The organism is Aquitalea sp. ASV11 (assembly GCF_016429185.1).
Taxonomy (GTDB): domain Bacteria; phylum Pseudomonadota; class Gammaproteobacteria; order Burkholderiales; family Chromobacteriaceae; genus Aquitalea; species Aquitalea pelogenes.
The window spans coordinates 1-15,314 of the sequence record NZ_JAELUD010000084.1 but is presented as its reverse complement, the minus strand read 5'-3'; the positions used below and the strand labels follow the sequence as shown (position 1 = coordinate 15,314).

Here is a 15,314-nt window from a genome sequence, read left to right as displayed (position 1 = left end):
GGGTGGACGGCATTTCGTCCAGCCAGCTGCGCAGGTCGGTCAGCATGCCGATACCGACGTTGTCAGCCTTGACCTTGCGGTCCAGCAGCCAGCTGCGGGCGGCCTTGTCGTCCAGCACCTGGGCCAGTGCGTCGTGGGCTTCGACCACGTGGATGCCGCGAGCGCGCATCTGTTCAACCATGTAGGCGTGGTCTTTTTGGGCGCGTTCCACCCAGATCACGTCATCAAACAGCAGGTCGTGGCAGTTGTCGGGGGTGAGGCGTTTGTGGGCCAGGCCCGGACGGCACACCATCACGCTGCGCAGCTTGCCGCATTCGGAATGAACACCAAATTTGCCGGTCATGATGAAATCCTTTCAATCAGTAATTGCATAAACCTGTTTCCGTACACTCCCTTGCCTGGGCAAAGGAGTGAACAGCAAAAGGCTGGCTTCAGCTTTCGGTCTCGTAACGTTCTTTGATCTGCCAGACATAGACTGGCAAACCGAGCATCAACAACAGGACTCCCCACATCACAATCTCGGCGCCGGCACCAAACAGTGCCCACACCGCATAAAGGAAACCGATGGAGGAAAAAATCAGCGGCGCGGTAAAGTCGCGCCGGCTGTATTTGCCCTTTTGCATCAGCATGATGGCCAGCAGCGCCATCGAGCAGAAGGCATAGGGCAGCAAGGTGGTGGCGGTGGCCAGCAGGATGATGAATTCAAAAATCTTCACCCCGCCCTCCCCGCCGGCGTATTTCATCGCCAAGAGCACCGTCACCAGGCCGCTGGAAAGCAGCAGGCCGAACAGCGGCACACCCTGGCGGTTGGTCTGACCAAAGCGGCGCGGGAACAACTTGTCCCTGGCGGCGGCATGGGGTACATGGGCTTGCATCAGGCTCCAGCCATTGAGTGCGCCAAAGCAGGACACCACCGCACCCAGCCCAACCACCCAGTAGGCCCAGTCGCCCCACATCAGGCGGGCGGCATCGGCAAACGGGGCTTGCGAATTGGCCAGCATGGCCGGTGACATCACCCCCATCAGCGACACCGTGGACAGGATGTACAGCACGGTGGCCAGCAAGGTGCCGATGACAGTGGCACGCGGAATGGTCTTGCTGGGGTTGACCACATCACCAGCAGGAACCGAGGCGGATTCCAGTCCCAGAAACGCCCACAGGGTGAGCGCCATGGTGGCGGAAACCGAACTCAACAAGGGCTTGCCATGCGGGTTGAACACCAGGTTTTCCGGGTGCATGTAGAAGAAGCCGATAAAGGTGACGGCTGCCAGTGGCACCAGTTTGAGTACGGTAGTCACCACCGCCACCAGGCCGGAACTGCGTGCACCACGGCTGTTGATCCAGGTAACGGTCCAGATCAGGCCAATGGAAAAGGCAGCTGCCAGCAGGTTGTCATGCCCCAGTTGCGGGAAAAACACCTGCATATAGCTGGTGGCGGCCACTGCCAGGGCGGCGTTGCCGGCCCACAGGGCTATCCAGTAACCCCAGGCAATCCAGAAACCGGCAAAGTCGCCAAAGCCGGCATGGATATAAGCGTAGGGGCCACCCTCTTTGGGAATCATGGCGGAAAGCCGGGCAAACACCAGCGCCAGACAAATGGCACCGGCCGAGGTTATTGCCCAGCCGATCAGGGACATTCCCCCGTAGGGGGCTAGCGAAGCGGGAAGCAGGAATACACCGGAACCGATCATATTGCCCACTACCAGGGCGGTACACATCCACACGCCAAGGGCCGCTTTTTTTACTTTGGTCTCGCTCATGGTCTTGTCTCCATCGAGGCCGAAAATCGAAGCTGTTAAAGAACGTGTTCTGTATGAGCTTCACAATATTAGTATTTAATTATTTTGTAAATATGTTATTTACGCATATGTAATTCCATGTCGCGGTTTTGAACATGCACACGCCATTGTTGGTCGCAGTGCGGCAGCCGACCCCATCAGCAAGGTCATCTCTATGGTTTAGGTGCTTTGCCGGCAAAGCACCATGTCTTAAATCACATAAAAAAACTGATAAATAGCGAGGTGCGTTAGCAGGTTGGCAAGCACAGAAATGACAATGCCCGGAGCAGGCCGGGCATGGGGCAGGAAAAAGGCGGGAATTTAAAACTGACAGGGGCCGGCAGGTACGCTTGCCAGGGCCCAGTTGGCCAGCGCCCATTGCCACAGCTCTGTGGCGGTCTGACATTCAGGCGGCGGCAACTGACCCAGGCGGCACAGCGCCAGACGCAGTTCCTGCGCGACCTGGGCCGGGTTGATGGCAGGTGCCAGGGTTTGCTTGGAGAGCTTTTCCCCGGCTGCATTCACCAGCAAGGGCAGATGGCAGTAATCCGGCGTGGGCAGACCCAGGCAGCGCTGGATATGGATCTGCCGTGGCGTGGACACCAGCAAGTCGGCACCGCGCACGATATCGCTCATGCCCTGCTCGGCATCATCCACCGCCACGGCCAGTTGATAGGCCCAGAACCCATCAGCACGCAGCAGCACGAAGTCGCCGATGTCCACAGCAAGGTTTTGCTGGTACAGGCCTTGCAGCCGGTCGACAAAGCTGACTGGCGTATCATCCACCCGCAAGCGCCAGGCATGGTGTTCACGCTGCTTGCGGCAGCCGTTACGGCACCAGCCCGGATAGACATGGCCATCCACGCCACGACTGGCGACGCTGGTGATTTCCTTGCGCGAGCAGCTGCAGGGGTAAACATGGCCGCTGTCCACCAGTTGCTGCAAAGCCGCCTGATACAGGTGATGGCGCTGGCTCTGGTACACCACTTCGCCGTCCCATTCAAAACCGAAAGCTTCCAGCGTGCGCAGGATGTGGTCGGCGGCGCCGGGCATTTCGCGCGGCGGGTCCAGGTCTTCCATGCGGACCCACCACTCGCCGCCACGGCTGCGCGCTTCCAGATAGCTGCCAACGGCTGTCATCAGGGAGCCGGCATGTAACAAGCCGGTGGGACTGGGGGCAAAGCGACCTCGGTAGGGATAGGGAATGTCTGGCATGGCAACAGTTCTGGCAATCAACATCACATTGGGGGAGCAGCACGGTGATTTTTGGTGAATAATATCCGAGTGAAATACTCAGATATTACCCTTGTCCGTTCTGCCCCTGCCCGGCTTGCTTGCCGCCACCGCAAAGCGTGTGACAGCAGTTGGCCCGGCCAATTCAGGAGGAAAGCAAAGTGGCCTACGTTGTAACCGATGCCTGCGTCAAATGCAAATACACGGATTGCGTGGATGTCTGCCCGGTGGATTGCTTTCATGAAGGCCCCAACTTTCTCGCCATTGATCCGGACGAGTGCATTGACTGCACGCTGTGCGTGGCCGAATGCCCGGTTTCTGCCATTTATGCCGAAGATGATGTACCAGCCGGGCAGCAGGTGTATATCCAGCTGAATGCCGAGCTGTCAAAACGCTGGCCCAGCATCACCGCCAGCAAAGCACCACTGCCCGACCACGCTGACTGGGCGGAAGTGACAGACAAGCTGCCACACTTGCAACGGGACTGAGGCTAGATGAAGAGGTCGATATCGCCACCGGGCTGGCTGGTGCTCTGCCGGTCCAGCCGCTGGCGATAGGCGGCTTCCTTGGAGGCCAGCGTGCGGCTGTTCTTGAGCTTGCGCACCATCACCTTGCCTTCACCGGGAAAGAAAAACACCTTGCGGGCAAAGCTGCCCAGCAAGTCCTCGGCCAGCAGGGGAATGCCTTCGCTCTTGAGATAAGCCCGGATGAATTCGCTGTTCTGCTCGCCGATATTCACCACCGACATGCCATCCAGCACATTGCCGGCACCAAATACCTTGGCTTCCAGCCGCTGGCGCTGGGCACCCAGTTTCTGCATGTCGGTAATCAGCAATTCCATGGCATTGACCCCGAAGCGGGCCGGTACGCTGGTCTGGCTATGCCAGTCGCTGCCTTGCGGCAAAAGGAAATGATTCATGCCATGCACGCCGGCCGTGCGGTCCATCAGGCAAACGGCTACACAGGAACCGAGCAAGGTGGTCAGCATCAAGGGCTGGCGGGTGGCAAAATATTCGCCCGGCAGAATCTTGATGGCATCGATCTGGAACTGCCGATCGAAATAGCGCCGTGTAGAGGGCTGCTCGGAATGGCTCATGTTCCCGCCCTCTCATGGGGAAGACGCAGCACATCCAGCACTTTGTCACCCAGTTGCGCCAGCGGGTGGACATGCATCACTCCGCCCTGTGCCACTGCCTCGCGCGGCATGCCATACACCACACAGCTGGCCTCATCCTGCGCAAAGGTAATGGCGCCCCCCTGGCGCAGCTGCAACATGCCGTGTGCGCCATCCTTGCCCATGCCGGTGAGGATGACAGCGACGGTCTGCGGGGCGGCCAGGTTGGCGACCGACTCGAACAGCACATCCACGGCCGGGCGATGACGGTTGACCGGCGGGCTTTGGTCCAGGCAGATGACAAAGCCCTGCGTTCCCTTGCCAAGCCGCATGTGCGAATGGCCGGGTGCAATATAGGCGGTACCACGCAGCAGCGGTTCACCGTCCTCCGCCTCTTTCACATGCATGGCGCACAGCTTGTCCAGACGGCGGGCAAAGGACAAGGTGAAGCCTTCGGGCATGTGCTGCACGATCATCACCGGCGGACAATTGGCAGGCAGCTTGTCGAGAAACTCCTTGATGGCATCGGTCCCTCCTGTGGAGGCCCCTACCGCAATGATGGCATTCTGCCGCAGCAGCGCAGGAGACAGCCGGCTGGCCGGCGGTGCTGCCGGGGTGGCAAACAGGGCCGGGCGACGCAAACGGGCAGTTGCCACCATGCGGATCTTGTCGCGGATATCATCGGCGTAATCCTGCATGGTATTGCTGACATCTACCGTAGGCTTGGGCAGGAAGTCCACCGCGCCCAGCTCCAGCGCACTGAGGGTGGTTTCCGAACCGCTCTGGGTCAGGGACGAAATCATCAACACCGGCGTCGGACGCAAACGCATCAAACGGCGCAGGAACTCCAGCCCGTCCATGCGCGGCATTTCCACATCCAGCGTGATCATGTCCGGGTTGGTTTCACGGATGCGCTCGCGCGCGACGATGGGGTCGGACGCGGTGGCCACCACTTCCATGTCCGGCGCTTCATTGATGATGCTGGTGAGCAGGCTGCGGATGAGAGCCGAATCATCTACCACGACCACTCTGATCTTGCGCTGGGCGGTGGCTGTCATGTTCATTCCCTTGCGTCCTGCCCAAGCAAGCGATAAGCCGTCCGGCCACAGGACTGGAAGGCATCGGTCAGATGCATGATGTTTTCCGAATGTCCCAGAAACAGCAAACCGTCAGGCTGCAAGCAGCGCGCAAAGCGCTGCAGGATGGCGGCCTGGGTTGGCTTGTCAAAATAAATCAGCACATTGCGGCAAAAAATCACGTCAAAACGCCCCATGTCCGGCCACGGCTCTGCTACCAGGTTGAACTGATAAAACGACAGGTGCTCGCGTAGCTCCTTGCGAATGCGTACCTTGCCGGCATTGCGCCCCACGCCGCGCAAAAAATAACGCTTGAGCAGAGCGGTATCCAGCGTACGGGTACGCTCGGCATCATACACACCATCTGCCGCATGACTGAGCACCCGGGTGTCGATATCTGACGCCACCACCTCAAGCCGCTGCCGGTTGAGCTGCGGCAGCGACAGCAAGGTCATCGCGATGGAGTAGGCCTCCTCGCCGGTGGAAACGGCCGAACTCCATACGCGGTACAAACGGTCCTGGCCAGCTCGCTCCATCGCATGCAGGCGCAACAGGTCGAAATGATGCGGTTCACGGAAAAAGGCGGTCAGATTGGTGGTGAGCGCATTGACGAAATGCTGCCACTCCTCAGTCTCCGCACTGCCATCCAGCAAGTCCAGATAATCGCTGAACTGGCGGAAACCCAGCTGGCGCACACGTTTGGCCAGCCGGGAATACGCCATATGGCTTTTGCTGTCATTCAGCGAAATCCCCACACGCTGATAGAGCATTTGCCGCAGCCGGCGGAAATCCGCTGCCGTGAACTTGATATCGCGTTCAGCGCTCATCAGGCCTTGTCACACCCATCAGAATTCTTCCCATTCATCATCATGCGAAGACGGGCCGGGCAAGGTCTTGATGCGCTCGGCATGTACGGGTGCACGTGCCGCTACCGGCTTGACCTGCTGGCCCGCTTGCTGTGTCAGTCGCGCCGGGCTAACCGATGCTCGCCCCTGCCCGCTTCTGGGGGCTGCCAGTCGCGGCGCACTGCTACCATCCAGCCTGAAGATGGAAACGGCATCCATCAGGTGCCGGGCCTGATCCTCCAGCGATTCCGCTGCGGCAGCGGCCTCTTCCACCAGCGCAGCGTTCTTCTGGGTGTTTTCGTCCATCTGCGTTACGGCCAGATTGACCTGTTCGATACCGGAGCTTTGTTCGACAGAAGCGGCCGAGATATCACTCATGATGTCAGCCACACGGCGGATGGCGCTGACAATTTCATCCATGGTGCGGCCTGCTTCATCGACCAGCCGGCTGCCAGATTCCACCTTGTCCACCGAATCGCCAATCAGCAGCTTGATTTCCTTGGCCGCTGCGGCCGAACGCTGGGCCAGGCTGCGCACTTCACTGGCCACCACGGCAAAACCACGGCCCTGCTCGCCAGCGCGGGCGGCTTCCACCGCCGCATTGAGCGCCAGGATATTGGTCTGGAAGGCAATGCCGTCAATCACGCTGATGATGTCGACAATCTTCTTGGCGCTGTCATTGATCTCGTTCATGGTGGACACCACATTGCCCACCACCTGACCACCGCGTGCGGCAATGTCGGAGGCACCGGTCGCCAGGGTATTGGCCTTCTTGGCGTTTTCCGCATTCTGCCGGACGGTACTGGTGATTTCCTCCATGCTGGAGGCGGTTTCCTCCAGGCTGGCTGCCTGCTGTTCGGTACGGCCGGACAGATTGCTGTTACCCGCCGAGATTTCCTGGGCTGCGGTATTGATGGCCTCGGTGGATTCCTGGATATTGCCCACGATGCTGCGCAGTCGCTCTACCGTGGTATTGGTATCGCTCTTGAGCTGGCCCAGCATGCCGTCGTAATCATTGTGGATGGTACGGGTCAGGTCGCCCTGCGCCAGGCCGCCCAGCACGGTTGCAATATCATCCAGCGCGCGGCTGGTGACATCCAGCAGCTGGTTGACGCCTTCGGACAGCATGCGGAAGAAGCCGGTCTTGTCCTCGAGCACCAGGCGGGAGCCATAGTCGCCCCGTGCCGCGGCATGGACGATGGCTTCCACTTCTTTCTCGATCATCACCTCGCCGGTACGGTCCTTCCACTCCACCACGCTGCCCAGGCGTTCACCATCGGCCCCGAACACCGGGTTGGCGGTCAGCGAGAAATGACGCCCGCCCACTGCGATGTCCGCCTTGTAGGTAGCGCGCAGGTTGGCCAGCAGGTCGCGCTGGTGGGCCGGATTGCGGTGGAACATGTCCATGCTGCCACCCAGCACATGACGCGCGCTGAAGTTGGGCAAAGCCTTGCGCAGGTCGGCTTCGGCATTGGTCAGCATGTCCATCACGCTGTGATTGAGATAGATGATGTTGCGGTCGTTGTCAGCAATCATCACATTGGTGGTGACATTATCCAGTGCACTGCGGATACGGGCGTTTTCGGCGGCAACCGCACGTTCGGCCTCGATGCGCTGCTGTTCGGCAGCCTGGTGGGCCAGTTCGGCGGTACGGTCAATCCACTCCACACCGTAGCCCAGTCGCTTGCCACCAGCACCATTGATGGGGGTGAGAATCAGGTTGAAGGTGCGGCCACCGATATGGATGGTGCCATTGTGCGAACCGCGCAACTGCTGCATCAGGCCGCGCTGGTGACCGGGATTGCGGTGGAACTGGTCGATATTGCTGCCCAGCAGGTTACGGGCAGAAAACTGCGGCAGGTCATGGCGGATATCGCTTTCCGCCAGGGCAAACATATTGACCACCGACTGATTGGCATACACCACATTGAATTCGGCATCGGCAATCATCATGTTGGTGGCGGCGTAATCCAGCGCATTGCGCACCCGGATGTTTTCCACCGCCTTGTCGGCAGCCTGACGGATATAGGCAAACAGGCTGTTGCTGTCCCCTGCCGCCACTTTCAGTTCGGTGGTGACTTCTCCCGCTGCCAGCTCTTGCATCAGCTGTACTGCATCAGCCGGTTCTCCGCCAATCTGGCGCAGCAAGGAGCGGCTGATCAGCCAACCGGCAATGATGCCGATCAACACGGCAGCTGCCAGCAGGATATTGAGCAATGTCCCGGCACTATTGGCACGGGACAAGGTGCCTTCGGCGACTTGCTTGGAGAGGCCCTCCTCGAAATCAACGTAGCCGTTGATGGACTTGATGTATTCCAGCTGGATGGGGCGCAGGGTTTGCAGCAGATAGTTCTTGGCCTCCTCTTCTTGCCCGCCTTTCAGCAATTGCAGAAACTGCTGCAATTGCTGGCGATATCCGGCTTCCTGGACCTTGAGCTTGTCAAACAATGCCTGGCCTGCCGCGGGCACGCCAGCTGACAACAGGTTCATTTGGGTGGTAATGCGGCCCAGAGCGTCATCAATCTGCTTGTGCTGATCTACCAGCACCACCGGGTCGCGCGCCAACAGCAAGGTACGCGTGGCGCGGGCCGTGACATTGACATCATCAATCACCTTGTTGGCCTCGGCCGCGCGCGGCACATGGACATTGGCAATTTCGTCAATATCATCACGCAGACTGTGAATCTGGCTGATGGCCACCGCCATGGCGGCAATGATGACGGCAACCAGCAGGCCAAAACCCAGTAGCAAGCGGTGCGTTACTTTCAGATTATTCATGTTTCACCTCTCCCTTACAGCCTGTCGGCTTCAGCCTTGGTCCGTCACATCAACCAGCGCCATTTCATCGCTGCTCATCAGGCGCTCGATATCCACAATGATCACCATGCGCTCCCCCTTGGTACCCAGTCCTTCTATATAGGTGGTTTCCACCACCGAGCCGAACTCCGGCGGCTCGCGCAGCTCGTCGGCCTCCAGCTGGATGACATCCGACACGCCATCCACCACCACACCCACCGTGCGCTGGAAAATGTTGAGGATGATCACCACGGTAAAAGCGTCGTACACCGGCTCGCCCAGGCCAAACTTGATGCGCATGTCCACGATGGGAACAATGCTGCCCCGCAGATTGACCACGCCCTTGATGAAGGGGGGCGCATTGGCAATGCGGGTAACCGGGTCGTAACCACGGATTTCCTGCACTTTGAGAATATCAATGCCGTATTCTTCCTGCCCCAGGGTAAACACCAGCAGCTCGCGCACTGCCTTGCTTTGTCCGTGGCGGTATTCCAGCTGTTCGCTCATGGAAACATGCCTTTTTCTAAGCCGGATCGCTCGCCATCGGCCGGGCGGCTTGCCGCTGCCTGTGGCGTGCGATGATGGAAATATCAAGAATCAGGGCTACCCTGCCATCTCCCATGATGGTGGCACCGGCAACACCTTCTACCTTGCGGTAATTGCTTTCCAGGTTCTTCACTACGAATTGCTGCTGGCCGATCAGCTCATCCACTTGCAAGGCCAGTTGCTGGCCGCCGGCTTCCACAATCACCAGAATGGCACGGGTCGGATCGATGGCGACATGGCTGCTGTCGCCAGGGAAGAAGGCCGCCAGTGAGACGATTGGCAGATATTGTCCGCGCACATTCACCACCTGCCCCTTGCCGGCCACCGTTTTGAGATCTGCGGCCTGCGGCTGCAGGGACTCCAGCACGAAGCTGAGTGGAATGACATAGATATCATCACCACTGCGCACCGACATGCCGTCCATGATGGCCAGCGTCAGTGGCAGGCGAATGCTGATGGTGGTGCCAAAATCAGCCAGGGAGTCGATGTCGATGCGACCGCCCATGCTTTGTATGTTGCGCTTCACCACATCCATGCCGACACCACGACCGGACACATCGGTCACCTCGGCGGCAGTAGAAAAGCCGGCTTCGAAGATCAAGCCCCATACTTCGCTGTCGCTCAGTGCATCGCTGACCGCCATGCCGCGCTCACGTGCCTTGGACAGGATGCGCGCCCGGTTCAGCCCGGCCCCGTCATCCGTCACTTCGATAACAATGCTGCCGCCCTGATGAAACGCCCGCAGGGTCAGGCGGCCGGTGGCCGACTTGCCCTTGGCCACACGCACCTCGGGCGACTCCACCCCATGGTCCAGGCTGTTGCGCACCAAGTGGGTCAAAGGGTCGGCCAGCTTCTCGATGAAGCCTTTGTCCAGTTCGGTATTCTCCCCAACCATTTTCAGCTCGATCTGCTTGCCCAGCTTGCTGGCAAGGTCGCGCACCACACGAGGAAAGCGGTTGAAGACAAAAGAAATCGGCGTCATGCGAATGGACATGACGGCTTCCTGCAGCTCGCGGGCATTACGCTGCAAAGCCAGGATCCCGCCCAGCAGACGTTCATGCTGGACCGGGTCCAGATTCTCTCCGGACTGGCTGAGCATGGATTGGGTGATGACCAGTTCACCTACCAGATTCAACAACAGGTCCACCTTGTCGGTATTCACCCGGATGGAGTTTTCCGCCGCGGGCTGCACACGCTCGGCACGGGGAGCAGCCACCGGAGCCACCGGCTGCGGTGGTACAGCCTGAGCAGGAGATGCCGCAGGCATGGGCGCAAACAGGCCGAAGCCCTCTTCTTCGTGCACCATGACAGGTGCAGGTTCTGCGGTACCAAGCGGAACAAACAAGCCGAAGCCATCTTCCTCGAGTGCTACAGGCGGTGACGTGTCCGCAGCTGGCAAGGGTTCGAACAGGCCAAAGCCATCGTCCACATCGCCATGGACAGCACCATCAGCAAGAGAAGGCGCGAACAGGCCAAAACCATCCTCTTCAAAGGCTACATCACCGCCCGGGGCCGCAGCCGGTTCGCCTACGCTGGCGGAGAGGAACAGGCCGAAATCGCCTTCGTCTTGCTGACCATGGTCCACCGTGATGCGAAAATGGTCTGGCGCAATGGAAAAGGCCAGCGACTCGGATACTTCCTCGGCATGCAGGGTACTGGTCAAGACCAGCACCCAGGGCTGAGCCGGGTCGTCAGACCCTGGCTGGACAAGATTCATCTCTCCCAGCAAGGCCATGGATTGCAACAAGGCGTCGTAGTCCGTATCCGGCAGATGATCCAGCTCGACATACATGGTGCTGCTGCTTGCTGGCTGATGACTGGCAGGCACTGCGGGAACAATGGGAACGGCAGGCGCGGGCACTGCCGCGTCCTTATTCACCAGCGCGGTCAGTTGCTGTTCGACTGCCCGCACGGTAGAAGGGTCTACAGACGGTGCGCCACGATGCGCAGCCAGCATGGCCGCCAGCACGTCCTTGGCTTGAAGGCACACATCCACCATGGCGGTGCTTAGCTGCATGGTGCCTTTACGCACCTTGTCCAGCAGGTTTTCCAGGACATGGGTGAGTGCGGCCAGATCGCCAAAACCAAAGGTGGCAGCGCCCCCCTTGATGGAGTGCGCGGCACGAAAGATGGCATTGAGGTCCTCGCTGTCCGGTGCAGCTACATCCACCGCCAGCAATACCCCTTCCATGGTAGCGAGGTGTTCGTCGGTCTCATCAAAAAACACCTGATGAAACTGCGACATATCAATAGACACGATGCATCCCCCTGCTGGGCCATGCAAAAATGCAAGCCACCCTGATTGCCAAGGCCGACACCGGCCGGCAGCGCTGAGTTAACCGACCAGGCGCTTCACCACATCCAGCAATTTCTGCGGATCAAACGGCTTGACCAGCCAGCCGGTGGCACCGGCAGCACGGCCAAGTGATTTCATCTGGTCGCTGGACTCGGTGGTCAGCATCAGGATGGGCGTACTGCCGTAAGCCGGCAGTTTGCGCAGTGCCCTTATCAGACTCAGTCCATCCATTCCCGGCATGTTCTGGTCGGTCAGGATCAGGTCAAAGGTATCAGCCTGTGCCCGCGCCAGGCCGCCATTGCCATCCATCGCCTCTACCACTTCGTAGCCCGCACTCTTCAGGGTAAAGGTCACCATCTGGCGGATGGATGCCGAATCGTCAACTGTCAGTACTTTTTTTGGCATGTTGTTCCCACTTTTCTTTTGTTCACGCTCAAAACAAATCTATGCTGCCGCTTTCCATACGGCCTTGCGCCACCGGGTTGCTAGACAAGGCCTGACGCAATTCCGTCAGCCTAGCCGCCACCGTCGATGCCCACTCTTCTTGTTCTAGTGCCGGACGGCTGTTCAATTCCATCATTTCTTCAATGCCATACAGGCGTTTGCCGACATGGGCAATCAACTGGGACACCATGTCCTGGAACTGCAAGGAACGCACGGCATCCCCCACATGGTCGGACAACAAGCCCACTCCATGGCGCAAGCGACCTACCGATTCGGCCATCAGCGCATCCATGTCGCTGATGCGGGAAGAAGTTTCATCCAGCCGTTGCTTGGCCTGTAAGGTAAACATCATGTCCTGTGAAGCCAGCTGATTGATCAGCCCTTCGGCATGCGTCACCGAGCCATTGACCCGGTTGATCAGGTCGCGGATCTGCTCGCTGAAAGAGCTGGTCCGTCCGGACAAATGGCGTACTTCATCAGCCACCACGGCGAAACCTCGCCCCATCTCCCCGGCACGCGCCGCCTCAATCGATGCATTGAGCGCAAGCATATTGGTCTGGTTGGTGATGGAGTGGATTTCATCCAGCAGCCGGATGACGTCCTGCATCTCCTTGCCCATGGACTCCATCTGCTCGACCAGCAACATCGCCAGACGGCTGTTGTCCACCGTCTTTTCCACGAAGCCGGACATGGCTGCGGCGATTTCGGTGACAAAACCGGTGAAGGAAAGCGCATGCGCATCCATGCCCAGGTCGCCCTTGGCCAATGACTCTGCCAGTTCCAGCTGGGCTGCAGCTTCACGCGACAAACCCGAAAAACTGTTGGCCAGAGTGACGACAGCGTCCTCAATCAGCGCCTGCACCCGCGCAACCTCACCTTTGGACTGGGAGATCTGCTCATGGATGAAATCCACACAGTCAGGTACCGGGACCGCCTGCAATGGCTGACTGGATGCAGCTGGATTTTCCTGATCAGACACCCCGTCCTCCTTTGGCAACCACCAACACGCCAACGCCGCCACTTGCACCAAACCCAACAAAACGGACAGGAAACCATCCAGCCGCCCCCCTATGCCCGCAGCAAGCGCAAGCACCATGGCAAAAATACTGAATCCGCTACCTGCCAACCGTCGCTGCCGATCCGAAAGCACCATGTCTCCCCCGGCTTTCAACAAATTGCCAATGTACTAACTTCTTCATCAGCCAATCTGTCGATTAAATCAAGGGACGAATCATGTAAAACACGTAAATACGTAAATATCCGGATAGGTTTGAATTATTTTAATTTCAGCTTATCAAAGAATTTATCAAGCCTGACCTCAAGCGGTGATACAGCCTTGAGTACAAGTCAATGCTTACTTAATTGTAAACATCTTGTTAAAGCAGGCAATTTCCAGGACTTGCAGCACAGTGTCGCGACAGTTCACCAGTGACATGGATTTTTTCTGACTGGTTGCTCTCTCCTTCAGCAATAGCAGCATGCCCAGCGCCGAACTGTCCAGAAACGGAACCTGGTCAAAATCAACCTGAATTTCCTGAATGGCCGGGTTTTCCAGCAACTCCTGGCTGGCCAGGCGAAAATCCTTGTGCAGATTGAAATCAAACTGGCCTACCAGCATCAGCGTACCGATCTGGCCATCAACTTTTACCACTGGTTTCATATGCATTTCCCCCTGATCAACTTAGTCATGCGCCATTTCCCCGCCCAAACAGGGAAGACTCAATTCAAAAAAAGCACCGCCTTGCTGGCGATCCCCACCCATCACGCTACCGGATAGTTCATCGGCCACCTTCTTGACAATCGACAAGCCCAGGCCGGTTCCACCAGGACGGGTGGTGAAGAAGGGTTCGAACAGCCTGGCAGGATCCACCCCGCCCAAACCGATACCGTCATCCTCAACCCGAAAATGTACCTGATTACCCTGCAAGCTCACCAGCAAGCCGATCCGCCCTCCCTCCGGGGAGAAATGCATGGCGTTCTCAAGCAGGTTCACCAGAGCACCTTGCAAGGCCTTGCGATCTGCCATTACCGTTATGGCAGACGGTAGCTGTTTGTGGCAATCCCAAATCATGCCACGCTCATGACATTGTGGAATCAACACTGCCGCCACATCTTCCACCAGCACGTCCACATCCAGCACTTCCAGTGCACTGGTTTGCCCACGGACAAAACCCAGCATGTTCTGGATCAACCCCTCCAGTGCCTTCATCCGTGCCAGGCTCTTGTCGACAAAGCGCGCCCTGTCTTCCGGGCGCAGCCCTTCTTGCTTGAGATTGGCGGTATAGAGCATGGCCGTGGCCAAAGGGGTGCGCAGCTGGTGGGCCAGTGAAGCTGCCATGCCACCCATTGCAGCCAGCTTTTGCTGGTGGGCCAGCTCCACGGTCAAATGATGCAGGCGGCTGACATCATGCAACAGCACGATGCGTCCGCCAGAAGCAGGCAAATCCTGATACTGCAAGGCCAGACGCCGCTCTCCTCCTTGATAGGGAAGAATATACGTTCCGTCCAGTTCGGCATGTTCCCACAGGCTAACCACCGTGGCCCAGCCCTGGCCGACATGTTCACCATCCAGCAAGGACTGTGCGGCCGGATTCTGCGCAACCACCACACCATCAGGTGACAGCTCAACCACGCCGGCCGGCAGAGCTTCTAGCAACATGCCCAGGCGCTCAGCCAACTCGGCATTTTCGTCACGCTGCTTTCGCAATTGATTGTTAGCCTCATCCAGCTGGGCATTGAGTACGTTTACCTGTACTTCCAGCTGACGATAAGCATCAATCAATTGACTGGAGACCGTATTGAACTGCTCGAAAGCCGCCTCCAGCATCTCCTGGTCTTTCAAATTTGATGCTGTCTTGGCCATGTTTCGCGTCGTATTTGTAAAAAGGACTTAAACAGTATGATAATGACTAAGTCTGAGCCAAGCCAACTTAAAGTCTGATCTTAACCAAGACAGTTTTCAAAGAAAGCTGGGAAAATGCATAACTGGCGTATACAACGGGAGTAATACGCCATAACAACGAACCGAGGCTGCGGAGGTTTCTGTGTCAGAGCTTCTTAAAAAAATCGATGCCAGAACAAAACTGGCAGGGACCAACAAGCTGGAAATCCTGCTGTTCTCCCTGGGTCACGACCAGCGTACCGGGAGGAAGGAAGTCTTCGGCATCAACGTCTTCAAGGTCCGCG

General features: G+C 58.2%; 14 protein-coding genes and 1 pseudogene. 2 read left to right on the top strand and 13 right to left on the bottom strand.

From position 1 onward, the window contains the following. The 3 genes from JHD62_RS18990 to gluQRS all read right to left on the bottom strand — a co-directional run. Positions 1 to 343 (bottom strand): arginine deiminase family protein (locus tag JHD62_RS18990; protein WP_233161096.1); only part of this gene is annotated, 343 nt, incomplete at its 3' end. Positions 344 to 431: 88 nt separating this feature from the next. Continuing rightward, on the bottom strand, positions 432 to 1,760 hold the full coding sequence (locus tag JHD62_RS18985) for an amino acid permease (RefSeq protein WP_199104206.1): 1,329 nt from the start codon (positions 1,758 to 1,760) through the stop codon (positions 432 to 434). A 339-nt stretch (positions 1,761 to 2,099) separates the two neighbouring features. After that, entirely contained in the window at positions 2,100 to 2,993 is an 894-nt protein-coding gene (gluQRS, locus tag JHD62_RS18980; RefSeq protein WP_199104205.1) for a tRNA glutamyl-Q(34) synthetase GluQRS, read from the bottom strand. A 179-nt stretch (positions 2,994 to 3,172) separates the two neighbouring features. Here gluQRS and fdxA point away from each other — a divergent pair, with 179 nt between their 5' ends. Continuing rightward, entirely contained in the window at positions 3,173 to 3,499 is a 327-nt protein-coding gene (gene fdxA / locus JHD62_RS18975; RefSeq protein ID WP_062791220.1) for a ferredoxin FdxA, read from the top strand. Positions 3,500 to 3,501: 2 nt separating this feature from the next. On the opposite strand, the gene cheD is transcribed toward fdxA, so the two are convergent. The 10 genes from cheD to JHD62_RS18925 all read right to left on the bottom strand — a co-directional run bounded on the left by cheD (position 3,502) and on the right by JHD62_RS18925 (position 14,970). Further along, positions 3,502 to 4,107, bottom strand: coding sequence for a chemoreceptor glutamine deamidase CheD (cheD, locus tag JHD62_RS18970; RefSeq protein ID WP_199104204.1), 606 nt, complete (start codon positions 4,105 to 4,107; stop codon positions 3,502 to 3,504). After that, positions 4,104 to 5,183 (bottom strand): chemotaxis response regulator protein-glutamate methylesterase, encoded by a 1,080-nt coding sequence (locus JHD62_RS18965; protein WP_131358594.1) that lies wholly within the window; start codon positions 5,181 to 5,183, stop codon positions 4,104 to 4,106. Before JHD62_RS18965 ends, cheD begins: the two co-directional genes overlap by 4 nt. A gap of 2 nt (positions 5,184 to 5,185) precedes the next feature. Next, the gene (locus tag JHD62_RS18960) at positions 5,186 to 6,028 is read right to left on the bottom strand and encodes a CheR family methyltransferase (RefSeq protein WP_199104203.1); all 843 of its coding nucleotides are present in this window, start codon (positions 6,026 to 6,028) and stop codon (positions 5,186 to 5,188) included. A gap of 18 nt (positions 6,029 to 6,046) precedes the next feature. Beyond that, positions 6,047 to 8,824 (bottom strand): methyl-accepting chemotaxis protein, encoded by a 2,778-nt coding sequence (locus JHD62_RS23100; RefSeq protein WP_199104202.1) that lies wholly within the window; start codon positions 8,822 to 8,824, stop codon positions 6,047 to 6,049. A gap of 30 nt (positions 8,825 to 8,854) precedes the next feature. Next, the gene (locus JHD62_RS18950) at positions 8,855 to 9,349 is read right to left on the bottom strand and encodes a chemotaxis protein CheW (RefSeq protein WP_045848483.1); all 495 of its coding nucleotides are present in this window, start codon (positions 9,347 to 9,349) and stop codon (positions 8,855 to 8,857) included. A 16-nt stretch (positions 9,350 to 9,365) separates the two neighbouring features. After that, a complete protein-coding gene (locus JHD62_RS18945) occupies positions 9,366 to 11,645 on the bottom strand; it encodes a chemotaxis protein CheW (RefSeq protein ID WP_199104201.1) in 2,280 nt (759 codons plus the stop codon). Between the two features lie 78 nt (positions 11,646 to 11,723). Continuing rightward, positions 11,724 to 12,089, bottom strand: a complete 366-nt coding sequence (locus JHD62_RS18940) for a response regulator (protein WP_199104200.1) — start codon at positions 12,087 to 12,089, stop codon at positions 11,724 to 11,726. 28 nt (positions 12,090 to 12,117) lie between these two features. After that, positions 12,118 to 13,107 (bottom strand): methyl-accepting chemotaxis protein, encoded by a 990-nt coding sequence (locus JHD62_RS23095; RefSeq protein ID WP_370541090.1) that lies wholly within the window; start codon positions 13,105 to 13,107, stop codon positions 12,118 to 12,120. 375 nt (positions 13,108 to 13,482) lie between these two features. Beyond that, on the bottom strand, positions 13,483 to 13,788 hold the full coding sequence (locus tag JHD62_RS18930; protein ID WP_045848486.1) for an STAS domain-containing protein: 306 nt from the start codon (positions 13,786 to 13,788) through the stop codon (positions 13,483 to 13,485). Between the two features lie 21 nt (positions 13,789 to 13,809). Then, positions 13,810 to 14,970, bottom strand: coding sequence for a PAS domain-containing sensor histidine kinase (locus tag JHD62_RS18925; protein ID WP_199104198.1), 1,161 nt, complete (start codon positions 14,968 to 14,970; stop codon positions 13,810 to 13,812). Between the two features lie 202 nt (positions 14,971 to 15,172). On the opposite strand from JHD62_RS18925, the pseudogene JHD62_RS18920 reads away from it, so the two are divergent. Next, positions 15,173 to 15,314, top strand: a pseudogene (locus JHD62_RS18920) (chemotaxis protein CheV); the annotation flags it as partial.

Excerpts from the sequence above, each read along its gene's own strand:
- JHD62_RS18985 (WP_199104206.1), bottom strand. The coding sequence starts at position 1,760 with ATGAGCGAGACCAAAGTAAAAAAAGCGGCCCTTGGCGTGTGGATGTGT.
- gluQRS (WP_199104205.1), bottom strand. The coding sequence starts at position 2,993 with ATGCCAGACATTCCCTATCCCTACCGAGGTCGCTTTGCCCCCAGTCCC.
- cheD (WP_199104204.1), bottom strand. The coding sequence starts at position 4,107 with ATGAGCCATTCCGAGCAGCCCTCTACACGGCGCTATTTCGATCGGCAG.
- JHD62_RS18965 (WP_131358594.1), bottom strand. The coding sequence starts at position 5,183 with ATGACAGCCACCGCCCAGCGCAAGATCAGAGTGGTCGTGGTAGATGAT.
- JHD62_RS18960 (WP_199104203.1), bottom strand. The coding sequence starts at position 6,028 with ATGAGCGCTGAACGCGATATCAAGTTCACGGCAGCGGATTTCCGCCGG.
- JHD62_RS23100 (WP_199104202.1), bottom strand. The coding sequence starts at position 8,824 with ATGAATAATCTGAAAGTAACGCACCGCTTGCTACTGGGTTTTGGCCTG.
- JHD62_RS18950 (WP_045848483.1), bottom strand. The coding sequence starts at position 9,349 with ATGAGCGAACAGCTGGAATACCGCCACGGACAAAGCAAGGCAGTGCGC.
- JHD62_RS18940 (WP_199104200.1), bottom strand. The coding sequence starts at position 12,089 with ATGCCAAAAAAAGTACTGACAGTTGACGATTCGGCATCCATCCGCCAG.
- JHD62_RS18930 (WP_045848486.1), bottom strand. The coding sequence starts at position 13,788 with ATGAAACCAGTGGTAAAAGTTGATGGCCAGATCGGTACGCTGATGCTG.